This is a genomic window from Hamadaea tsunoensis DSM 44101, from assembly GCF_000428945.1.
Taxonomy (GTDB): Bacteria; Actinomycetota; Actinomycetes; order Mycobacteriales; family Micromonosporaceae; genus Hamadaea; species Hamadaea tsunoensis.
Window position 1 is genome coordinate 258731 of record NZ_AUAX01000003.1, and the last position, 22762, is coordinate 281492.

Here is a 22762-nt window from a genome sequence, read left to right on the forward strand (position 1 = left end):
CCTAACGAACTCTCCCCGACTCGGGTGACTGCCGCGACCTGCGCATCTTTCGCGGACCGAAGATCAAAGCCCCGGTGAGCAGGGCCAGTCCGACGAGGACCAGACCGATGCCCAGCATCAGATAGGGCCGCAGGACGAAGCCGGTCTGCGCGAGCAGCGCATCGTTGTAGTCGATATCGCCGTCGTCATCCCAGTCCTTGGTGGCCGGCGGGACGTCTCCCGTGGCCGCGGCCGGAGGAGCCGCCGCCGGGGCGTTCTGGCGCACCGCCGTCACCGCCGGGGTCAGCGTCACCTGGTGGTCCTCGACCTCGCCGCCGTTCACCCAGCCGCCCGGCTGCGGGCCGGCTGCCGCCTCGGTGGCCCCGCCCTGGTAGATCCGCAGGCGCAGGAACGTCTTCGCCGAGGTCGCGAGGGTGAACGCGGGCCAGGTCAAGGTCGCGGAGGTGGCGCTCGCCGCCAAGTCCCTGGTCGCCCGCTCGTTCGCGTCGAACTTCCCGTTCCGGTTCGCGTCCAGCCAGCCCGCGACCACCGCGGCCAGCCCGGTCGTGTTGGTCACCGGGATCGTCACGCTGGGGTGGCCCGCCGAGATCTTGGTACCGGCGGGGAGGCCGTCCTCGTCGTTGTCGCCGGGGATGTTGTCGTCGTCCGTCGTCCCGGCGGCGTTGTCGAAGCCGTCCAGGTCGGCGTCGATCTTCGTACCGAGCCGCAGCTTCATGCCGTGGTGCAGGTAGGACGTGAGGATGTGGGCCGGGCCGCCGGACGCGTCGAGGGTGCCGTAGGAGTCCGGCGCGTCGCCGAAGTCCGTGGCCACCAGGCAGTCCCCGCCGTCGTTCACGCGCAGGCCCGTCCCCTTCGCGTACGCGGTGACGATGACCGGGTCGTGCGTCGTGCGGATCATGAAGGTCTGGCTCTGATCCGTCTTCGCCCCGCCGCTGATGATGTTGTTCGCCGAGACGTACAGGTTCCCGCTGCCGTCCTCCATGAACGCGGCGCCGTAGTTGTCGCTTTCCGGCAGGTCGGCCGACAGGTCGGCGACGTCCGTGACCACCCCGGTCGCTGGATCGATCTTGACGACCTTGCGGAACGCGGAGCTGAGCTCGATCGCGTACAGCAGGCCGTCCTGGTCGAAGACGTCCCAGTCGCCGATGTTGAGGTACGCGACCCCCGGCGTCGTCCGCGACAGCGTCACGTCGGACAGCACCTGCGTGAAGGTCGGGCTGGCCGGGTTCACGTCGATGCGCATGAGGTGGTTGGCCGGCTCCCGGGTGTGCACGATCAGCACGTCCCCGTCGACCGTGCCGGCCAGCGCCTCGAACGTCGGCAGTGGCATACCGCCCGCGTCCGTGGGTACGCCGACCTCGTCCAGGTTGCCCGCGGAGTCGAACCGCACCAGCGCGTCCGGGGCGTTGTCGACCGAGTGCAGCCCCCAGAAGACGAGTTGCGTACGCGAAAGGCCGATCGCGTTGACCACGAAGCCGAACTGCTTGATCGGCTGCAGCGTCGCGGTGCCGATGTCGTACCGGTTGAAGGTCGAGCGGCCGCTGCCCATCGGCAGGGTGACCATGTATCCGTAGTTGGGACAGGTGGCGAACGGCGCGATGGGGGCGCCCAGGGCGGCCTCCACCGGAGCGGCGTGCGCCGGGCGGGCCGTGGTCACCACCGGCGAGGTGAGAGCCAGAAGAAGTGCGGCGGCGGGCCGGGCCCATCGCCGCATATTGCGCAAAGCTTGCATAACGGACGTAACGACGGGCCTGAGCTGCTGTGACGAGCGGTCAGAGCTCGCAGTTGACCAGGACCGGCTCCGGCCGCAGGGTCACGCCGAACCGCTCGTGCACGCCGTCGCGTACCTCCTGGGCGAGGGCCAGCAGGTCCGCCGTGCTCCCGCCCCGGCTCGTCAGCGCCAGCGTGTGCTTGCCCGAGATCGCCGCGCCGGCGCGCGCGTACCCCTTCGCGAAACCGGCGTGCTCGATCAGCCAGGCCGCGCTGACCTTCACGACGTCGCCGTCCGGCCACGAGGGCGGCTCGCGGCCGTCGAGCTGCGCCACCAGATGCGCGTACGCCCCGGCGGACAGCACCGGGTTGACGAAGAACGAGCCGACCGAGCGGGTGTCGGGGTCGGCCGGGTCGAGCACCATGCCCTTGCCCCGGCGCAGGGCGAGCACGGCGTCCCGGACCGTCTTCAGTGGAGCGGTGCCGCCCTGTTCTACGCCGACGGCCCGGGCGAGTTCCGCGTACCGGATGGGGGTGGACGTGGTCGAGCGCTGCAGGCGCAGGCCGACGGAGAGCACGATCCAGCGGTCGCTGTGCTTGAAGCGGCTGGACCGGTACGCGAACCCGCAGTCCGCCGCGGTCAGGTCGACGACGTCGCCGGTGTGCCGGTCGAGGACGGTGACCCCGGTGATGACCTCGGAGACGTCCTGGCCGTAGGCGCCCACGTTCTGGATGGGCGTGGCGCCGGCCGACCCCGGTACGCCGGACAGGCACTCGACGCCGGCCAGCCCCTCGGTGACGGTGTACGCGACCAGTTCGTCCCAGTCCTGCCCGGCCTCGACGACGAGGTCCACGGCGGGACCGTCCTCGGCGGACACCGACCATCCCGAGGAGCGAATGAGGACGGCCAGTCCGGGGTAACCGGCATCCGCCACGACGACGTTGCTCCCGCCCGCGAGGACGAGAACGGGCTCGTCACCGGCGGACCGGACGGCTGTGACGATCTCCTCGGCGGTACGCGCGACCACGGCGCGCCGGGCGGGACCGCCCAGTCCGAGCGTTGTCCACGGGGCGAGCGGTACGTCAGGGCTGACCTCAGGCACACAGTCACCCTAAGCTGTGCATCAGGTCGTGGGAGCGGGAGGACCGAATGAGCGGTAGACACGGTGGCAAGGATTTCTGGCTGGGCGCTCTGAAAACGGAGGTCGCGGACTTCCGGGCCGCGGCGGTCGAGGCGCTCGCCGCCGACCCCGCCATCCCGGTGCCGTCCTGCCCGGGCTGGACGATGCTTGACCTGGTCCACCATGTGACGTACGTGTACGACCGGTTCCTCTCGCACGTCAGCCGCGGCGTGACCAGCGACCCGGGCCTCGCCCCGATCAGCGAGGGGACGCCGCCGAGCCACCGGCCGGACGCCGACTCCGCGATCGCCTTCTTCGACGAGCGCGCCGAGCGGCTGCTGACGACGCTGGCGGCGCTCGACCCGGACATGCCCGCCTGGAACTGGGCGCCGCAGGCCAAGAAGGTCGCCTTCTGGCAGCGCCGAGGTGCCCTGGAGATGGCGGTGCACCGTTGGGACGCCGAGATGGCCCTCGCCCGGGCCGAACCGGTCGAGGAGAAGCTGGCCTCCGACGGTGTCAGCGAGGTGCTCGACACCTGGCTGCCGGCGGGCGGCTCGCGGCGGCTCGGGCCGACCGACCGCTTCGGCGTCGTCCACCTGCTGGCCGACGACATCGGCGACGAGTGGTTCGTGCGGCTGCGCGGGCCGGGCATCGCCCTGCTCGACACCGGCACGCTGCTCGACGGCGACGACCCCAACGCCCGCGTCGCGGCCAGCGGTTCGGCGTCCGACCTGCTGCTGACGCTGTTCGGCCGGGTCGACTTCGACGTGCTCGACATCGACGGCGACGAGACGCTGCTGGAGGCGCTGCGGGTCGGCTGATCGGCGAAGACCGGCCCTTCGGCCAGCCGAGCGGGATCTGTCCCGGGGAGTGGGCGGTGGAGGACATCTCGTATGGTCATCCCAGGAATCGGACGTAGGGATGGTGGCGGTGACCAGTCGACCCACGCTGGAACAGGTCGCTGAGCGCGCGGGGGTCTCGCGCGCCACCGTTTCACGCGTCGTGAACGGCTCGCCGACGGTCGCGGCCACGATCCGCGAGTCCGTCCAGCGCGCCATCGCCGAACTCGGGTACGTGCCGAACCAGGCCGCCCGCAGCCTGGTGACGCAGCGTACGGACTCGATCGCGTTGATCCTGCCGGAGACCGAGTTCCGCGTCTTCTCCGAGGACCAGGCGATCCCCGGCTTCATCCGGGGCGTCTCCCAGGAGCTCGAAGGCGCCGACAAGCAGCTCGTGCTGATGGTCGGCGGCTCGCAGGCCTCGCACGACCGGATCGAGCGGTACGCGCTGGCGCGGCATGTCGACGGCGTGATCATCGCTTCGATGCACGGTGCCGACCCGCTGCCGAACGCCCTGCACCGGATGGGCATCCCGGTCCTGTGCGGCGGCCGGCCGCTCGGCCGCAGCCCCGTCCCCTATGTCGAGGTGGACAACGTCGGCGGCGCCCGGATGGCCGTCCGGCACCTCCTGCAGAGCGGGCGTACGCGCATCGCGACCGTGGCCGGCCCGCAGGACATGGTCGCCGGGATAGACCGCCTCAACGGATACCGCGAAGTGCTCCGGGACACCGACCGCCGCTCGATCGTGGCCGTCGGCGACTTCACCCGGGAATCCGGCGCGGTGGCGATGCGGCAGCTGCTGTCCGACGATCCCCACCTCGACGCGGTCTTCGTGGCCAGCGACCTGATGGCCTTCGGGGCGCTCACCGCGCTGCGGGAGGCCGGCCGGCGCGTACCGGACGACGTGGCCCTGGTCGGCTTCGACGACGTCGAGCAGGCCAAGTACGCCGAGCCCCCGCTGACCACCGTCCGCCAGCCGATCATCGGCCAGGGCCGGGAGATGGCCCGGCAGCTGCTGCGCCTGGCGGCCGGCGAGGACGTGCCGCACGCGGTGGTCCTCCCGACCGAGATGGTGATCCGAGCCTCCGCATGACGGCGCGGCCGGGGTTCGAGAACCCCGGCCGCGGATTACCTCATCTCACCTCGTCATTCGGCGAACCTGTGCTTCGCCCGCTCGACGTAGATCACCATCGCGTCGTAGTCGTGCTGGGCGTTGGCCAGGCGCTGCCGGTCCCAGTCCAGGCTGCTGGCCGCCATCTCCACCTCGAAGGCCGCGTGCTGCGTACCGTCGTAGTTCGCGTACGCCTGCTGGAGCGCCTGGGTGTCCTGGTCGATCCGGGCCTGCACCTCCCCGATGTGGTCCTGGGCGGACTGGGCGAGCTTCTCGAAGGACTTCACGACCTCGTCGTTGGGGTCGGCCACCGGGGCGGCCGCCGCGGCCGGCTTGGTCGCCGCCGCCTGGACGGTCGACTGGCAGCTCGCCGGGTCGCTCTGGCACTGCGCCGTCAGCTGCGAGATGTCCTGCCCGGCCGCGGCCGCGTCGAGCAGCGTCGGTAGCGGAACCCCCGCGGCCAGCGCCAGCAGCCCGGCCACGATCGCCGCCGCGTCCCAGGTGCCGAAGGCCGCCGGGATGTCCCCGCCCGCCGCGGGCGCCGGTGACGCCTGGGTCTGCGCCTGCGTGGCCGCGTCGGGCGCCGGGGTGTTGGGCGCCGGCTTGTCGCCGGACGAGGTCCCGGTGCTGTCCGCCTTGGCCGCCTGCGCCTTGAGCTCCTCCAGCTTCAGCCGCTCGTCGGTGAGCACGTGCTGGGCGTACTCCTTCTCGGCGTGCTGCAGCAGGGTCTTCTCGTGGTCGGCCAGCCCGTGGGCGCCTCCCTCCTCGTACGCCTCACCGGCCTCGGCGAACTCGTTGAAGGAGTCCTGCACGTAGCTGTTCCACCACAGGCAGGCCGCGTCGCATTCGGTGAACCCGGACGGGTCGGTGAAGCTCAGCGGGCTGTTGTGGACGTACGCGTACGGGTCGGCCGCCGGCAGGTGCAGCGGATCGGCGGACAGGAACGCGTGCTGCGCCGGGTCGTACACGCGGCCGCCCAGGTCGATCAGGCGGAGGTCGTCGGCGTGGTCGTCACCGGCGAAGCCGCGCCGGACATCGCCACCGGCGGTCGCCAGCGGAGTGCCGTCGGCCTGCGTACGCGCGCCGAAGGGCTCGTAGTACAGCCGCTCGGCCACGGCACCCGCCCCGTCGAGGGTCGCCGTCACCGAACCGAGGGCGTCGTGGACGGCGTACTCGGTCGTGGTGGTGCTGCCCGCGTAGACGACCTGGCCGACCGGGCCGTCGGTGCCCTGGACGAAGAACACGTCCGTCGTGCTCCCGCCGGTGACCCGGTGCTCGTACAGGCCGGGAATGGTGAAGGTGCTCGCGGTCGGCGAGGTCTGCTTCACCCGGGCCCCGAAGGCGTCGTACGCGAACGTCGTCGTCACGCCGCCGACGGTCACCGATTTCGGCAGGTCCCGAGCGGTGAACGTGGTGGTACGCCCGTCGCCCTGGGTCTGGCGGCCCTCGCCGTCGTAGTACGACTTGGCCGAGGTGCCGCCGGCCGTCGTGATGGTGGTCAGCGTGTGCGGCTGGCCGCCGTTGAAGTTGCCGTACGTCCGCGTCTCGGTGACCGTCCCGTTCTTCGTGATCGAGGTGAGGTCGCCGACCGGGTCGTAGGCGTACCCCGTGGTGTCGTTGTTCAGCTGCCAAGACGTGAGCTGTCCGGCGGCGTCGTAGCCGAACGACTCGGTCCGCCCGGTGACGCTGTCGGTCCGGCCGGTGACGAGGCCGTCGGCCTGGTACGCGTACGTCAGGTCCTGCACGGGTCCGCCCGGTCCGCCGACCGAGATCTCGTGCAGCCGCCCGGACGGCGAGTCGTACGCCATCGTCAGGTTGGCCGCTCCCAGCGTGGCCGACTGGAGCGCGGAGTTCGGCGTACGCGAGAGGACTGTCCACAGTGAACGCGGCTGCCCGGTGGTGACGTCGGAGACCGAGCTGGTCGCGCCGAACTGGGTGTAGCCGTAGCCGACGGTGAACCGCGACCGCCCGGGAACCGCGGGGTACGCGGTGCTCGCGAGCCGGTTGTTGGCCCCGTACGCCTGATCGACGTGGTACGCGGCGCCGGTGGTGGTGTCGGTGTAGTCGGTGCCGACCGCGCGGCCGTTCGTGTCGTAGCGGTACCCGGTGAGGATCCCGTCGGCGCTCATCGCGGCGGCGAGCTTGCCGACGCCGTGCGCGGCGGTGTCGTAGGTGAACGTCGCCGTCCCGTCGGCATCGGTACGCGACACGGACCGGCCGAGGTCGTCGTAGCCGAAGGCGATGGTCGAGCCGGTCGCCACGGCGGTCTGCTGCCGCAGGTCACCCGTGCCGTAGTAGGTGTCGGTGGTCCGGCCGGTGTCCGGGTCGTCGACCTGGACCTGCCGTCCCTCGACGTCGTAGGCGTGCGCGGTCTGGTGCCCCTGCGCGTCGATCGCCGTCCACAGCAGGCCGAAGGGGCCGTACTGGTAGGTGGTCGTCGCCCCGCCGATGGTGCTCGCGGTGAGCCGGCCGTTCACGTCGAAGGTCGTGTCGGTCTGCGCACCCGCGGGTGAGAGGGCCTTCTCGGTGAACATCGTGTAGGTGTTCTTGGCGATCGAGCCGTCCGGCTGCGATTGCGCGACGAGCCGGTCGAGGCTGTCGTACCCGAACGCCGTCGTGCCGCCCGGCGCGGGCACCGTCCGGCTCGCGAGCCGGCCCAGCGCGTCGTACCTGCTGGTGGTCGTGGCGGTCTGGCCGTTGAAGGCCGTCTGTCCACTCGCGATGGTGCGGCCCAGCGCGTCCGCCGTCGAGCTGACGATCCGCGGCATCAGCGGCGCCGCGCCGATCTGACCGCTCGTCACGGTCCCGTTCGTGCCGCCGGCCGTGTCGGGCCGGTCGGCGTACGTGACGGTCGTGGGATCCTGGCCGTCGGCCGTCGTGTGCACGGTCCGGCCCAGCGCGTCGAACGTCGCCGTCGCCTGCACGCCGTTCACGTCCTCGCTCGCCACCACCACGCCGTACGCGGGGTACACGACCTGCCAGGAAGCCGGCCGGTACGCGGGATCGGCATGCTCGGCCCAGCTCTGGTACGCGTCCATCCACTCGTTCGGCTGGCCCGCGAACGGCGCCGCGTACACGAAGTGGGTGACCCGGTCGGGCAGGCCGGCGGCCGTGGTCAGCACCGAGTCGACCGTGCCGAAGTCGTTGAGCACGAACGAGGTCGCCTTCGTGACGTCCGGGTTAGCGTTCCCCTTCTCCACCCACGCCGCCGTCAGCCGGCCGAGCGCGTCGAACTCCCGATCGGTGGTACGCGTGACCGCGGCCGGCTGGTTCGCGGCGACGGCCGACGTCGTGGCCTGGTGGGTGGCGAGCGAGACCAGCCAGTCCCCCACGCGGTTGTCGTAGTCGGTGTGCACGGTCGTCGTGTCGCCGGCCGCCACCGCGGTGACGCTGTCGGTCAGGTTCCCGAAGTCGTCGTAGGTGAACGTCCGGTCCGTACGCTTCGGCGCGTGGGCCGGTTCGACGATGCCGCTCACGTGCTCCGTGGCGGTCGCCGGGCCGAGCGGGCCCCACGTCATGGTGGCGTTCTGCTCCCATTCGAGCTCGGCGCTCGTCTTCGGGAACACCGCGTACGTGGTCGAGCCGTTGAGGTGGCGCAGCTCGTAGGTGCTGCTCGTTCGGGTGATCCGGGCGTTGACCGTGGCGGGCTTGCGGCCCGGCCAGCTGCCGGCCAGGATCGGCACGGCCGTCGTCACGCTGAGCGGGCGCTCCACGGACGGGTAGTACTGACCGTCCACACGCGACTTGTGCAGCTGGAAGTTGTAGGTCGTCTCGGCCGGCCGCTGCGGATCCCAGACCCGCATGGTGCCGAACCCGAGGAACCCGCGGCCCCGCGAGTCGAACGCCGGGTCCTCGTACGCGTACTGCAGCGTGTAGCCGTCCGCCGTGTTCGCGGGGTCCAGCAGGTGCCGGCGGTCGACGACCTGGCGTACGACCGTCTGCCCACCGCGTACGCAGCGCACGGGATAGGTGCACGTGTAGTTGGCGAGCTTCTCGGGGTGGTCGGACCAGGAGTTGCTGTAGGTGACCGTCTCGGCCGCCCAGTTCGTGTCCTCGTCGGTCACCTTGACGAGCGTGTCCGGGTAGGACGGATTCTGCGTCAGCAGCAGCTGGTGCCCGCCGCTCACCCGCACCACGTCGGTACGCCCGTCGCCGGTGAAGTCCCCGGCCAGCGAGAGCGACCGGCCGGCGTTCGGGTCGACCGTGCCGCCGTCGGCCGCCAGGTTCGCCCCGCCGAAGGTGCCGTCCCCGTTGGAGATCAGCACGGTCGTGGCGTTGTTCGTGAAGACGACCAGATCCGCGCGGCCGTCGCCGTTGAGGTCCGCGGGGCGCAGGTCGGCGTACTCGTCGTGGAAGATGTTCGGCGTGTGGGAGTCCACGACCAGGCCCGCGCCGGTGTTCCAGAGCAGGGCGGCCGAGCGGTCCCAGGTGTTCGTGTTCGGGTCGAGGTGGTTGGGCACCAGCAGGTAGTCGTCCAGCCCGTCACTGTTGAAGTCCGCGTTGACGACCCGGTAGTGACTGATCTGCGGGAGCGCCTTCGCGTACACGACACTGCCGATCTTGTCCGACTCCGGGTGCCCGACGGGCAGCCCGCCCGAGTCCAGGTGCAGGACCCACGGGTCATAGCTGCAACCCACCGCGGAATAGGACTGGCCCACCACGTCCGCCCGGCCGTCGCCGTCGGCGTCCGTCACCCGTGGCGCCGGGCAGGTCCCGTTGCCGTTCGCCGGGCCGTCCGCGTAGTTCGAGGGCATCGGAGCGTCGAAACCGTTGCCGTTGTTGAGGCGTACCGAGTAGTACTTCAGGCCGCCGGCCACGACGTCGTCGGTGATGTAGTCGGCCAGGCCGTCGCCGTTGAGGTCGGCGAAGACCGTGTTGGCCGAGGCGCTGATCGCGATCCCGGTGTCCACGAACTTCTGCGAGGCGTCCCAGTCGAACAGCTTCGCCTGGTCCGTGGGGAACTGCGCGGCCATGCTGATCGCGCCGGTGCCCCGGCGGTCCATCGCGCGGCTCGTCATCAGGTTGACGTTGGCCGGCCAGCCCACGGAGGCGGCGGTCACCGAGGTCTCGTCGGCGAGTGGGGTCACCGCGCCCGTGGCCGCATCGGTCTTGCCGCGCCGGGCCAGGATCGGGCTGTTCGCGTCCGTGGTCCCACCGGGTGTCCACAGCAGATCGTCGGTGCCGTCGCCGTCGAGGTCCAGCACCTGGCCCAGCGGCGGGCGGGTCTGCCCGGTCTGGAACCCCGGGAGTACGCCGAGATCCGTCTGCGTGAACGACGGCACCTGCGCGGCCGGCTGCTGCCACGTGAACTGCTTGGCCCGCAGGCAGCCGCCGAGCTGGCCGCACTTGGCGACCGAGGTCAGGAGGCTGCGACCCGACGGGCTGGTCGTGTACTGGAGGGTGTAGTACCAGACGGCCGAGGTGACGGCCGGGTTCGGCGCCGACATCGTGACCGTCTTCAGCCGCTTCGTCGAGGCGTAGCGCACGCCGTTCGCGTACCGGAACGAACTGTCCGGCCGCGCCTCGTACGCGAAGTCCACCGCGCGTACGCCGGCCAGCGGGGTGCCGCCGACGTGCTCGGTGTAGACGATCTTCTTCGGCAGGATCTCCAGTCCGTAGTTCCCGGCCGTGACGTCCCACTGGTACGACAGCTGGTTGCCGGAGCGGTCGCGGTCGGTGGCGAGCAGCCAGGCGACGCGTACGGCGGCGGTCTGCTGGTCGCCCGTGGTGGGGCCGGGATCCCAGCCGACACCCGAGGTCACCCGGGTCGCCGTCTGCGGCAGGTAGGTGCGGATGCGGCCGTCCTTCGTGCGTACCTCGAAGGAATCGGGGCCGGACGCGGCCGTGGCCGCCGTGGCGGTGGCCGTGATCCGGGCGAACGAGTCCTGCTCGGTGCGGTACTCGGCGAAGGTCTGCGGCGGGTCGCCCGGGATCGGGCCGAGCTGGGCCAGTTCCTGGCCGTCGAGGCAGAAGCGGTCGGTCGAGTCGTACTTGACCCCGGCTACGACGCCGTCCGTGGACAACCTGTGTCCACAGCGGACGATCTGCGATCCGGCGCCGCTCAGCGACCAGCCGACACCGGCGGTGCCGTTGCCGCTCCCGCTGTCGTAGTTCAGGCTCAGCGCCGGCTGCACACCCGCGCGGCCCGCCGGAACGTCCAGCGGGATCGTGTACACGAACGAGCCGCTGGGGGTCACGTCCCAGGAGCCCGGCAGGTAACCGACATGGCCGACGGCGGCCTGGATCGGCGTACCCGGGACGGTCATCGCCTCCGGCAGCGCGGGCGCGCCGTTCGGCAGGGGTGAGGCGAGGGCCGGCCCGGCGAGGCCGGCGGTGGTCGTGGACAGCGCCAGGCTCAGCGCGAGGAGGTGAATCAGCGAGCGCTTCCGGTACGCCCGCGGCGTGGTACGCATGACGGTTCCCTTTCGCAGCGACGGGCCGGGTTGCCCGTCGCTGGAACGGTGTCATCCGTCGATACCCCGGGGCCTGAGCAAGCGCTACTCAAACTCCCGCCCGCCCATTGCTCACCCGCCTCACGATCCCGCTGAGCTCGCCCTCATGATCCCGTTTGGATCAGGGAAATCACCCGAATCTTGGGCCATGATTCGGGTGAAAAACCTGATCCAAACGGGATCATGGAGCAGGCGCGGCGCGAGGAGGGCGGCTCAGGGGCGGGCGAGGGAGAAGATCACCTGGGGGGCGAAGCCGGCCACGACCGCCGCGAGCGTCAGCACACCCAGCACGACCGAGCCGAGCACCGCGCGCGGCGCCGCCGCCGTCCCGCTCCGGTACAACGGCAGGAGCGCCCGCAGGTACACCGCGAGCCCGACCACGGCCGCGACCGCCACGACCGCCACCATCGCCCACGCCCGCGCATCCACCAGCGCACGCAGGACGAACACCTTCGCGAACAGGCCCGCCAGCGCGGGCGGCAGCCCGGCCAGACCCACCACGGCGAACGCCAGCGCCGCCGAACGCAGCGGCGCCGAGCGGCCGATGCCCGCGTACTCGGCGAGGTCGCCGCCGTCGGCCCCGGCCGGCCGCAGGCTGATCACTCCGGCGAAGGCCCCGAGCTCCACGATCAGATAGATCACCGTGTACGCGACCGTCGCCGTCACCAGGTCCGCCGGTGCGGCGTGGCCGAGGGCGGCCAGCGGGGCGAGCAGGAATCCGGCCTGCGCGATCGAGGACCAGGCCAGCAGCCGGACCATCCGCCGCTGCCGCAGCGCGACCAGGCTTCCGGCCAGCAAGGTCAGCCCGGCCAGTACGCCGAGCGCCGGACCGGTCACGTGGTACCAGGCCGGCCCCGCGCCCACGACGACGTACAGCAGCGCGAAGATGCCGCCGAGCTTCGAAGCCGTCGACAGGTACGCGGCCACCGGCAGCGGCGCACCGTCGTAGGTGGACGGTGCCCAGGCGTGGGCCGGCACGACCGCGACCTTGAACGCCAGACCGGCGATCAGCAGCACCAGGCCGGCCCCGGCGAGCGGCCGCGCCGGACCGGAGACGTCGAGGGCCGTCGTGAGGGCGCTGAGGCGTACCTCGCCGGTGGCGGCGTAGACGAGGGCGGCGCCGAGCAGGGTCACGGCGGTCGCGATCACGCTGGTCAGCAGGAACGTCACCGACGCCTGGGCCGACTCGACGGACTTGCGCCGCAGCCCGACCAGCACGTAGAGCGGCAGGGTCAGCGTCTCCAGCGCCACGATCAGGGCGATCAGGTCACGGGCGCCGCCGAGCGCCACGCCGCCGGTCATGGAGGCGGTGAGCAGGAACGCGTACTCCCCGGCCGGGATCTCGCCGAGGCGCAGGGTGGGCACGGAGAGCAGCAGGACCACGGCGGTGATCACGGCCATGGCCACGGCGACCAGGGTCGCGGGCCGGTCGAAGACCCAGGAGCAGGCGGTGTCGTCGCAGAACGCTTTGCCGCGCCGGGTCAACGCGGCCCCGACGGCGGTCGCGGCCGCGCCGAGGACCCCCGCGCCGACGGTGACCGCCACTCGGGCGAACACCAGGTCGCAGAGGAAGACCAGGACGGCCGTACCCGCGGCCAGGTAGACCGGCAGCAGGCTCACCGCGTCACCCCTCACCGGGTCACCGCCTCGATCTCGTCGGCCTGCAGGGAGTGTGCGGCGACCTCGCTGACCAGCGCGGGGACCACGCCGAGCAGGAGGGCGAGCAGGACGAGCGGCGCCCAGGCCCAGCGCTCGGCCCGGCTGACCGCCGCGATGCCGGTGACGGCGGATGTGGCCGGACCGTGCGCGACCCGCCGCAGCAGCCGCAGCAGGTACGCGGCCGTCAGCGCCCCGCCGACCGCGGCGATCGCGCCGAGGGCGATCCAGCCGTGTCCCAGCTGGACGGAGGCCACCACGGCGAACGCCTCGCCCCAGAAGCCGGCCAGGCCGGGCAGGCCGAGGCTGGCCAGGGCGGCGAAGCCGAGCACGCCGGCCATCGCCGGGGAACTCTCGCGCAGCCCGCCGAGGTCGTCGAGCCAGCCCGTGTGCGTACGGTCCTTGATCGCCCCGGCCAGGAAGAACAGCAGTCCGGTGATCACGCCGTGCGCGACGTTGCCCAGCAGCGCGGCCTGCACCCCGGTCGAGTGGGCGAGCCCGCCGCTCGTGGCGCCCGCGGCGATCCCGAGCAGCACGAAACCCATGTGCCCCACGCTCGAGTACGCGATCAGCCGCTTCAGCTCGCTCTGCGCCAGGCAGACCAGCGAGCCGATGATGATCGCGGCGACGGCCAGCACGCCGAGGACGGGGGCCACCGCCCTCGCGCCCTCGGGCAGGACGCCGAGCCCGACCCGGATCAGCCCGTAGGTGCCCATCTTCAGCAGGACGCCGGCGAGGATCACGCTGCCGACCGTCGGCGCCTCGGTATGCGCGTCGGGCAGCCAGGTGTGCAGCGGCCACAGCGGAGCCTTCACCGCGAAGGCGACGGCGACGACCGCGAAGAGGGCGATCTGCGTACCGCGGGTGAGGGTGGGGTGCTGGGTCAGGGTCACGATGTCGAACGAGCCGGCCCGCAGGCCGATCCCGAGGACGCCGATCAGCAGCAGCACCGAGCCGGACAGGGTGTACAGCGCGAACTTGCGGGCCGCCCGCTGCCGGTCCGGGCCGCCCCAGCCGGCGATCACCGCGTACATGGGCAGCAGGACGACCTCGAACGCGATGAAGAAGACGATCAGGTCCAGGCCGGTGAACACGCCCATCAGGCCGACCTCGATGGCCAGCAGCAGCGCGCTCAACCTCGCGGTGTCCGGCCCTTCGCCGGCCGGGCGCCACAGCGTGTACGCGCAGCACAGCAGCGTCAGCAGCGCGGTCAGCACGACCAGCGGGTACGAGACGCCGTCCACCCCGAGATGGAAGCGGATCCCGAGATCGGGCAGCCACGCCGCGTCGACCTCATGCCACATCCCCGCGCCCCGGTCGAAGGCCAGCGGAACGACGGCCGCCAGGGTCAAGGCGGCCGCGACGGTGGCGGCGATCCGGCCGGCCCGGCCGCCCAGGACGAATCCGGCGACGGCGCCGAGCAGCGGCACGACGAGAAGTCCGATCAACAGCGCGCTCATCGGAGGAGTCCGTTCAGGGCGAAGACGAGGACGGACACGGCCGCCAGCATGAGCACCCCGGCCAGCGCCCGCGGCAGGCCCGCCCGGTGCCAGCGGGCGAGCCCGGTGCCGGCGGCGAGCGTACCGGCGCCGATCCCGGTGACGATGCCGTCCACTCCGGACTCGTCGGCGAACCGCGTGACCCGGGCGAGCAGTTGCACCGGGCGGACGACGAGGACGTCCTGCACGGCGTCGAGACCGAAGGCGCCCGCGACGAACGGCCGGACGCCGCCGAGGACGGTCGCCGGGTCACCCGTACGCTTCCAGCTCCACCACGAGGCCGCGATGCCGAGCGCGACGAGCAGGATCGGCAGCAGCGCGACCGGGTCCAGCTCGGTCAGATGATGATTCACCAGGTACGCCCCGAACCCCAGTCCGGCCGCCGGAACGGCCAGCACGATGACCGGCGCCTGCATCGTCCAGCCCGGGGTGTGCACGTGATCGTTGTATCCGGGACCGAAGAAGACCTTGAGCCAGAGGCGCGTCGCGTACCAGGCGGTGACGAACGTGCCGACCAGGCCGGCCAGGTAGACGAGCAGCGCCGTGCCGCCGGACCCGTGCTGCGCCGCGCCGAGGATGGCCTCCTTGCTCCAGAACCCGGCGAGCGGGGGAACCCCGGCGAGCGCCGCGAGCCCGATCGTCATGCACCAGAACGTCACCGGCAGTACGCCGCGCAGCCCGCCCATCCGCGACATGAGGTTCGTGCCGACGGCGTGGATGACGCAGCCCGCCGCGAGGAACAGCAGCGCCTTGAAGGCGGCGTGGGTGAGCAGGTGGAAGAGCGCCGCGTCGGGCGCTCCGACGGCGAGCGCGCCGGTCATGTAGCCGAGCTGGCTGACCGTCGACCAGGCGAGGACCCGCTTGATGTCGTCCTGCGCGGTGGCCGCGAAGGCGCCGAGCAGCAGCGTGATCGCGGCCATGACGCCGAGCACGGTCAGCACCGCGGGCGCGGCCAGGAACACCGGGTAAAGCCGGAAGACCACGTAGACACCGGCCGCCACCATCGTCGCGGCGTGGATCAACGCGGAGATCGGCGTCGGGCCGGCCATCGCGTCCGGCAACCAGGTGTGCAGCGGGAACTGCGCGCTCTTGCCGGCGACCCCGGCGAGCAGCAGCAGGGCGGCCGCGAGGACGACGCCGGAACTCATCCGCGGCAGCGCCGCGAAGACGTCGCCGATCCGGAAGCTGCCCGCCTGCACGCCGAGCAGCGCGATCCCGAGCAGGAATCCCACATCGCCGGTACGCGTCACCAGGAACGCCTTCACCGCCGCGGCGGGCGCCTCGGGAAGACGGCGATCGTGCGCGATGAGCAGGTACGAGCAGGCGCCCATCACCTCCCAGCCGAGGAGCACCAGGATCAGGTCCTCGCCGACGACCACGGCCAGCATCGCCGCGGTGAACAGGCTGATCTGGGCGGCGTACGGGCCGTAGCGGTCGTCGCCCGCGAGATAGCCGATCGAGTAGACCTGGACGGCCAGCGCCACGATCGTGACGGCCAGTCCGACATACAGCGCCCGGGAGTCGACGGCGACCGCGTACGTGACCTGGAAGTCGCCGATCCGGACCCAGTTCAGGGCCTTCTCGACCGGATCGCCGTCGACGAGCAGCAGAACGACGAAGAGCAGCGCGACCGCCGCACCCGCGACCCCGAGGGCCGCTCCGAGCAGGCGGTTGCCCCGCGGCGTCAGCAGGCCGACGAGCCCGGCGACCGCCGGAACCACCGGCAGCAGCAGAGCGAGCAGGTCAGACGTCATGGGTCGCCTCCGGCTGATGCTCGTCCAGCGGGACCTCGTCGACGTTGATCCGCGCCTTCAACCGGAACAGCTGCAACACGACCGCCAGGCCCACGCCGATCTCGGCGGCCGCGAGCACGATCACGAAGAGCACGAAGATCTGCCCGGTCGGTGCCGTCTTCGGCAGGGTCGCGTCGGCCGTGATGAAGATCAGGTTGACGGCGTTGAGCAGCAGCTCGACCGACATCAGCAGCAGGATCGCATTCCGCCGCCGCAGTACGCCGATCACGCCGAGGCCGAACAGGACGCTGGCGACGGCGTACGGGATGAAGGGGTGCATCTACTTGGCCCCTCTACTGACGACGACCGCCCCGACCAGCGCGCTGAGCAGCAGGATGGAGACGACCTCGAAGGGCAGCACCCAGCTGGTGAAGATCGGGCCGCCGACCGTCTCGGCGTTGCCGTGCTGCGCCGGCAGGGCGTACTTCGTCCACCCGTACGCGACCGCGAACAGCGTGCCCAGGCTGAGCCCCACGCCGACCCCGACCACACTCGCCGGCCCGACCTTGCGGTCGAGGTCCGGACTCGGCCCGATCGGCGCCCGGGTGAGCATGACGGCGAACAGCAGCAGCACGACGACCGCGCCGAGGTAGATCAGCACCTGCGTCCAGGCCACCAGCTCGGCCGTGAGCAGCAGGTACTCCGCGGCCAGGGCACCCAGGCAGACCACGAGCCACAAGCCCGCGCGCACGACCTGGTTGGTGGCGACCACCGCCCAGCCCGCACCCACCGCGACCAGGCCTATCCCGGCGAGCAGAAGATCAAGGCCGGTCATGCGGCGGCCGATTTCTTCGCGGCGTTCTGCTCCTCCTTGGCGGGCTCGCCCATCGGATCGTGCGCGGGCGGCGGCGGCACGGTCGCCACCCACTCCCCCAGCCGATCCTTGTCGTGCACGAGATCGCGGATGTCGTACTCGGCGTACTCGAACTCGGGTGACCAGTAGAGCGCGTCGAACGGGCAGGCCTCGATGCAGATGCCGCAATACATGCAGAGCGAGAAGTCGATGTCGAAGCGGTCGAGGACGTTGCGCTGGCGCGGCCGGGCAGCCCCCGGCACCAGCACTTCCTCTTTGTGCGAGTCGATGTAGATGCACCAGTCGGGGCACTCGCGCGAGCAGAGCATGCACACCGTGCAGTTCTCCGCGAGCAGCGCGATCACCCCCCGCGACCGCGGCGGCAGTTCCGGTGCCACATCCGGGTACTGCTGAGTGGTCGACCGGCGGGTCATCGTCTTCAACGTGACCGCCAGACCCTTCGCCAGTCCCGACCCGGGGAAACCGCCCGCACTCATGGCCACATCATCCCCTGCTGAAGGGGCGCGCGCGAGCACCGGGGGTCCGGCCGACCGTTCGGCTCATTGCCAGCCCGGTTGATCATCGATACGGTCCGGTGGCATTTCGCATTCTCACGGGGAGGATCGCCGTGCGTCGTCTCGCCGGGATCATCGTTCTTCTGCTGACCGCCTCGCTGCTCGGAGCACCCAGTCCGGCACAGGCGGTCACCTCGAACACATCATCATCGAGTACGCCCAACAGCCTCACCACACCGCCCGGTCAGGAGCGCACGTTCTCCGGGACCGTACGCGACACCGCCGGCCAGCCCATCGAGGGCGCCTGCGTGGACGTGCAGGGCTCGCTGACGGCGTACTTCGCGCACGCCTGCACCGACGCGGCCGGTCACTACGAGATCGGCGACGTTTCGACCGTCCCGGCCTCCTACCGGCTGCACGCCTCGGCGGTCGGCCACGCCGCCCGGTGGTGGCCGAACGGGGCGCAGATCAGCGGCGCCCAGGTCGTCGCCCTCCCGGTCGCGGGTCAGGCTCGGACGGTGGATTTCGTGCTGCCGTCCACCGCGGAGGCCAGCGGGAAGATCACCGGAACGGTCCGCCGGCAGGACGGTACGCCCGCGTCCGGGGCCATCGTGCGGGCCTTCCTGGACACCACGGTGCCGGCTGTCCAGATCGCGTACACCGTGACGGACGGTTCGTACACTCTGGACGGTCTGGTCGCCGGGCAGTACCGGATCCAGGTCAGCGGGGCCGGCTACCCGGTCCAGTACGTTCCCGGGCAGCCCGACCTGGCCTCGGCCGCACCGCAGACCGTGACAACGGCCGCGGCGACCACGGTGAACGAGACCTTCCTCGCCCTGGCGACCATTCCGCCGGCGACGATGGGCAGCCTCAGCGGCACGGTCCACGATCCGGCCGGTACGCCGGTCGCGGGAGCCACCGTCGCGCTGTGGGGATCGCTGGCCTACGAGTCCGCGGCCCTCATGCAGACGGTGACCGACCAGAACGGCCACTACGCCCTCACGGGTCTGGCCCAGGCCAGCCAGACTTACTACGTGCGGACCAGCGCCCCCGGCTACGCGACCGCCTGGAGTGCCGGCAACGTCACGCCCGTCACCAACAGCCTGCCTCCGGTCGACACGATCCGGGACGTCACCGTGCGGCCCGGCGTCGGCGCGATCACAGGTACGCTGCGTGACTTCGACGGCGGAGTGCCGCCGCGTACCTCGCTGGTCTTCACCTCGCTGGACGGTTCCCTGACCTTCAACACGGTCAGCTGGTTCAACGGCCACTTCGAGCTGCCCAACGTGCCCGCCGGTCAGTACCGGCTCACGCTCGAGCCCTACACGCGGCCGTACCAGTACTGGCCGGGCGGGCGTACGCCCCAGGAGTACGGCACCTTCACGGTGGCCGACCACACCTCGACCGATCTGCGCGAGACGCTGCTCAGCCCGGCCCGTATCGAGGCCACGGTGCTGGATGACGTGACCGGCCAGCCGATCACCACCGCGTGCGTCCTCACCGGCACGAGTGGCTGGACCGCCTGCGCTCCCGCCATCGCCCCCGGCGTGTACGCCCACGACGACTTCACGCAAGCGCTGAACTTCCCCAGCGTGTCGGCCACCGACGGGCCGTACCACTTCATCGCCTCCAGCGGGCCGGCGGCGGCGACGATCGGGCAGACCGCCAAGGTCACCATCCGGATGAAGCCGGGCGCGCAGCTCGCGTTCGACTACACCGTTCCGTCAGGCGCACAAGGCCCGACACAGATCTGCTACAGCGCGACGACCTCGGCCCCGTTCCAGTACGACAACGGCGACCGCAGCGCGGCCTGCCCGACCGTCTCCGGCGGGCACGCGCTGCTCGGCCCGATCCGGCCGGGCAGCCACGTCAACGTCTTCCTGCAGGCGCCGACCGGAGCCAGCGACCTCGGCGCGCAGTGGGTGACCGGCTCCGGCGGCGGCGGCGATCAGCGCGAAGCCACCGACTTCACGTTCGTCGCCGGGCAGACGACGAACGGGCCGAGCCAGCACCTGCTCTACAGCGGCTCGATCCAGGGCACGGTCACCGGCCCCGGTGCGACGTCGCAGGTCTGCCCCGGTCCGGTCTACACCGGCTACCTCAACTGCGGCGCCGGGGCGTACACGCAGCCGAAGCTGGGGCCGTACCGCTGGCCGGTGTCCCTCGCGCTGTACGGCGGAGGCCAGGTGGCCGGCTGGTCGGGGGCCGGCACCAACCGCTTCAACGCCGGATACGTCCAGGTCACGAGCGGTGGTTCCGCCCAGGCCGACATCCGGCTGCGGTCGCTGTCGCCGATCGGGGTGACCGTCGCGGGCGTACCCACGAACACGTGGACCCTCGTCGCGTTCGACCCGGTGACAGGTGACCGGGTTTCGGACATCGGCACCAACCGGGGGACGTACGACAGTATCTGGGTGCCCGGCCAGGTCGTCCTCAAGCTGAGCGCGCCCGCGATGGCCCAGCCGTGCTACGTCAGCATTCCGCAGCCCGCGCTGCCCGGCCGGCGCTCCCAGCCGAGCTACGTGATCAACCCGGTGGCGCAGCTGACGATCACACCCGGCGTCAACTGCCGGTCGGATATCACGCCGAGCCTGCAGCCAGGATCGGCCACCCGCCGCTGACCGGAGGCATCAAGGGACGGCCCGCCACCCGGCAGGCCGTCCCTTACTGTTGATCAGCCCCGAAAGGAAGACCCCGCCGTACGTTCGGCTCATTGCCGGGCATCTCCAAGATCGATAACGTGCCGAGGGCATTTTCGCGCATTCTCACGGGGAGGATCGCCGTGCGTCGTCTCGCCTCGGCCGTCGCCGTTCTTCTGACCGCCTCGCTGCTGGGAGCCCCGGTTCCGGCCCAGGCCGTCCCATCCGGCCCATCATCGGGTACGCCGGCCGATCTCATCACTCCACCCGACCAGGACCGGAAGATCGTGGGCACCGTACGCGACACCGCCGGCCGGCCGATCGCGGGAGCCTGCGTCGACGCTCACACGAACTCGTCCCCGTGGCTCTACCTCGACCATGTCTGCACCGACTCGGCCGGCCGTTACGAGATGGACAACGTGCTGGCGGACTTCGGCTACCGGTTGGAGGTGTCCGCGGTGGGGTACGCCACCCGCTGGTGGCCGTCGGCCGTGGACTTCGGCGACGCCCGGGCGGTGGTCGGCGGCGGACCGGGGTCGAGCACGACCGCGGACATCGTCCTGCCGTCGCCGGCGGAGGCGTCAGGCCGCGTCGCCGGAACGGTGCGCCGCCAAGACGGCACACCCGCGGTCGATGTACGCGTACGGGTGCAGACGCCGGACAACGTGGCCGTGGCGGTCGCGTACACCGGGACGGATGGAAGCTACGCCTTGACCGGCCTGGTCTCCGGCCAGTACATCGTGAGCATGTTCGGAGACGGCTACCCGCAGCAGTTCGTCCCGGGCAAGACGAAGGTGGCCGAGGCGCAACCGCAGACGGTCGTCACCGGGCAGACGACCACCGTGGACGAGACCTTCCTGCCCCTGCCCACCATCCCTTCTTCCACCCTGCACGGTATCAGCGGGACGGTGCGGAACCCGGCCGGTGCCGGCGTGGCCGGTGCCACGGTGGAGGTCTGGCCGCCCGCTACCTGGGGCATGGCTCCGCTCGCCCGAGCCGTGACCGATCAAGCCGGCCACTACACCGTGCCGGGCCTCTTTCACCTCGTCGGCACGTTCTACCTGCGCACCACCGCGCCAGGGTATGTCGCGACCTGGGGCGCGAACGGCGTGATGCCGTCGACGATCCAGACCGGCACGGCCGATGTCGTCAAGGACGTGGTGCTGCGCTCGGGGGGTGCGGTCACCGGCACGGTACGCGACTTCGACGGGAGCGCGCCGCCACTGACCCAGCTGTCCTTCACCTCGCTCGACGGCTCCGTGAGCTTCTCGACGTACGCGTGGATCGACGGCCACATCGAGGTGCCGAACGTTCCGAGCGGCACCTACAAAATCACGATGACGCACTCCGACCGTCCGGCGGAGTACTGGCCGGGCACTGTGGATCCCGACCGGCAAACCACGATCACCGTGACCGACGGAGCTGTGACGAACCTCGACGGCATCCTGGCGGCCCCGGCCCGGATCGAGGCCACCGTCCTCGACGACGCGACCGGGCAGCCGATCTCGGGAGCCTGCGTACGGCCGCCGTCGGGTGAATGGTCGGACTGCGCGCCGGCCACCGCCCCTGGCGTGTACACGTTCGACTCCTTCACCAGTGATCAGAGCTACTCCTATGTCGTCGCCACCCTTGCCCCCTACTACTTCAGCGGTCAGTCAGGTCCGATCGCCGCGGCACGGGGGCAGACGACGAAGATCACCATCCGGCTCCGGCCGGGCGCGCTGCTCGCGTTCGATGTCACCGTGCCCGCGGATGCTGCGGCACCCACCGTCGTCTGCTTCGTCTCGGACGCCGGCGTACCCTTCGCGACCAGGGGTTCCGACGCCGGCTGTGGCGCCGTGACCGCCGGTCGTGTGCTGCTGGGACCGATCGAGCCGGGCCAGGCGCAGGTCTTCCTCCTTTCCCCGGGCGGCTCCAGCGGCCTCGGGGCACTGTGGATGACCACGGTCGGCGGTGGAGGCGACCAGCGCGAAGCCGTCCGCTTCACGTTCACCGCCGGGCAGACGACCACCGGACCTGTCCAGCACTTCCTCTACAGCGGATCGGTTCGGGGCACGGTGAGCGGACCCGGCGCCGGCACCGAGACAGTCTGCCCGGGCGGGCCCAGCGACGGCGGATACAGCTGCGCCATCGGGTCGTACACCCGGTCCCACCTGGGGCCCTACCGCTGGCCGGTCTCGGTCTTCCTGTCATCGAGCCGGACGATCGTCGGCTGGAGCGGAGCGGGGACCAACCGCTACAACGCGGGCTACGTTCAGGTCGTCAGCGGTCAGACCGCCGAGGCCGACATCCGCCTGCGGCCGGTGTCGGAGATGGTGGTCACGGCGGTCGGCGTACCGGTGAACACCTGGACGCTGACCGCGTTCGACCCCGTCACCGGCGACCGAGTCTCGGCCACGGGGGCCGGGTCGCCGCTCCAGCTGACCGGAGAGGCCGTGCTCCGGTTCAGCTCGCCGTCGATGGCCCAGCCTTGCTACGTCAGCATTCCGCAGCCCGCGCTGCCCGGCCGGCGCTCCCAGCCGAGCTACGTGATCGACCCGGTAGCGCAGCTGACGATCACACCCGGCGTCAACTGCCGGCCGGACATCATGCCGAGCCTGCAGCCAGGATCGGGCACGCGCCGCTAACCAGAGA

The 22762-nt window shown here is 71.3% G+C and carries 13 protein-coding genes; 4 read left to right on the forward strand and 9 right to left on the reverse strand.

Going from position 1 to position 22762, the window contains the following annotated elements:
- Nucleotide 1: 1 nt before the first annotated feature.
- The gene (locus G401_RS0106230) at nucleotides 2-1714 is read right to left on the reverse strand and encodes a GEVED domain-containing protein (RefSeq protein ID WP_157545384.1); all 1713 of its coding nucleotides are present in this window, start codon (nucleotides 1712-1714) and stop codon (nucleotides 2-4) included.
- A gap of 58 nt (nucleotides 1715-1772) precedes the next feature.
- On the reverse strand, nucleotides 1773-2813 hold the full coding sequence (locus G401_RS0106235) for a UDP-N-acetylmuramate dehydrogenase (RefSeq protein ID WP_027341822.1): 1041 nt from the start codon (nucleotides 2811-2813) through the stop codon (nucleotides 1773-1775).
- A gap of 47 nt (nucleotides 2814-2860) precedes the next feature.
- Here G401_RS0106235 and G401_RS0106240 point away from each other — a divergent pair, with 47 nt between their 5' ends.
- Nucleotides 2861-3652 (forward strand): maleylpyruvate isomerase family mycothiol-dependent enzyme, encoded by a 792-nt coding sequence (locus G401_RS0106240; protein WP_027341823.1) that lies wholly within the window; start codon nucleotides 2861-2863, stop codon nucleotides 3650-3652.
- 100 nt (nucleotides 3653-3752) lie between these two features.
- Nucleotides 3753-4763, forward strand: coding sequence for a LacI family DNA-binding transcriptional regulator (locus G401_RS0106245; protein WP_034590866.1), 1011 nt, complete (start codon nucleotides 3753-3755; stop codon nucleotides 4761-4763).
- Nucleotides 4764-4816: 53 nt separating this feature from the next.
- Here G401_RS0106245 and G401_RS0106250 read toward each other — a convergent pair whose 3' ends face one another.
- The 7 genes from G401_RS0106250 to G401_RS43860 all read right to left on the reverse strand — a co-directional run bounded on the left by G401_RS0106250 (nucleotide 4817) and on the right by G401_RS43860 (nucleotide 17471).
- Nucleotides 4817-11194 carry an FG-GAP-like repeat-containing protein gene (locus G401_RS0106250; RefSeq protein ID WP_027341825.1) on the reverse strand — a complete coding sequence of 2126 codons (6378 nt, stop codon included), beginning with the start codon at nucleotides 11192-11194 and terminating at the stop codon, nucleotides 4817-4819.
- Between the two features lie 252 nt (nucleotides 11195-11446).
- Complete coding sequence (locus G401_RS0106255) at nucleotides 11447-12853, reverse strand: NADH-quinone oxidoreductase subunit N (protein WP_245601632.1); 1407 nt, start codon at nucleotides 12851-12853, stop codon at nucleotides 11447-11449.
- 11 nt (nucleotides 12854-12864) lie between these two features.
- A complete protein-coding gene (locus G401_RS0106260) occupies nucleotides 12865-14349 on the reverse strand; it encodes a complex I subunit 4 family protein (RefSeq protein ID WP_027341827.1) in 1485 nt (494 codons plus the stop codon).
- Entirely contained in the window at nucleotides 14346-16142 is a 1797-nt protein-coding gene (locus G401_RS0106265; protein ID WP_027341828.1) for an NADH-quinone oxidoreductase subunit 5 family protein, read from the reverse strand. Before G401_RS0106265 ends, G401_RS0106260 begins: the two co-directional genes overlap by 4 nt.
- Nucleotides 16132-16461 (reverse strand): NADH-quinone oxidoreductase subunit NuoK, encoded by a 330-nt coding sequence (nuoK, locus tag G401_RS0106270; protein ID WP_027341829.1) that lies wholly within the window; start codon nucleotides 16459-16461, stop codon nucleotides 16132-16134. The genes G401_RS0106265 and nuoK overlap by 11 nt, the downstream gene beginning before the upstream one ends.
- A complete protein-coding gene (locus G401_RS43855; RefSeq protein ID WP_034590868.1) occupies nucleotides 16462-16956 on the reverse strand; it encodes an NADH-quinone oxidoreductase subunit J family protein in 495 nt (164 codons plus the stop codon).
- Nucleotides 16953-17471, reverse strand: a complete 519-nt coding sequence (locus G401_RS43860; protein ID WP_034590957.1) for a NuoI/complex I 23 kDa subunit family protein — start codon at nucleotides 17469-17471, stop codon at nucleotides 16953-16955. The genes G401_RS43855 and G401_RS43860 overlap by 4 nt, the downstream gene beginning before the upstream one ends.
- 131 nt (nucleotides 17472-17602) lie before the next feature.
- Between G401_RS43860 and G401_RS0106285 the strand changes: the two genes are divergently transcribed.
- Nucleotides 17603-20110 (forward strand): carboxypeptidase-like regulatory domain-containing protein, encoded by a 2508-nt coding sequence (locus G401_RS0106285; RefSeq protein ID WP_027341830.1) that lies wholly within the window; start codon nucleotides 17603-17605, stop codon nucleotides 20108-20110.
- A 161-nt stretch (nucleotides 20111-20271) separates the two neighbouring features.
- A complete protein-coding gene (locus tag G401_RS0106290) occupies nucleotides 20272-22755 on the forward strand; it encodes an MSCRAMM family protein (protein ID WP_027341831.1) in 2484 nt (827 codons plus the stop codon).
- Nucleotides 22756-22762 lie beyond the last annotated feature (7 nt).

Coding starts and splice junctions, on each gene's coding strand:
- G401_RS0106230 (WP_157545384.1), bottom strand. CDS start 1,714: ATGCGGCGATGGGCCCGGCCCGCCGCCGCACTTCTTCTGGCTCTCACC.
- G401_RS0106265 (WP_027341828.1), bottom strand. CDS start 16,142: ATGACGTCTGACCTGCTCGCTCTGCTGCTGCCGGTGGTTCCGGCGGTC.
- G401_RS0106240 (WP_027341823.1), top strand. CDS start 2,861: ATGAGCGGTAGACACGGTGGCAAGGATTTCTGGCTGGGCGCTCTGAAA.
- G401_RS0106250 (WP_027341825.1), bottom strand. CDS start 11,194: ATGCGTACCACGCCGCGGGCGTACCGGAAGCGCTCGCTGATTCACCTC.
- G401_RS0106260 (WP_027341827.1), bottom strand. CDS start 14,349: ATGAGCGCGCTGTTGATCGGACTTCTCGTCGTGCCGCTGCTCGGCGCC.
- G401_RS43855 (WP_034590868.1), bottom strand. CDS start 16,956: ATGACCGGCCTTGATCTTCTGCTCGCCGGGATAGGCCTGGTCGCGGTG.
- G401_RS0106245 (WP_034590866.1), top strand. CDS start 3,753: ATGGTGGCGGTGACCAGTCGACCCACGCTGGAACAGGTCGCTGAGCGC.
- G401_RS43860 (WP_034590957.1), bottom strand. CDS start 17,471: ATGAGTGCGGGCGGTTTCCCCGGGTCGGGACTGGCGAAGGGTCTGGCG.
- nuoK (WP_027341829.1), bottom strand. CDS start 16,461: ATGCACCCCTTCATCCCGTACGCCGTCGCCAGCGTCCTGTTCGGCCTC.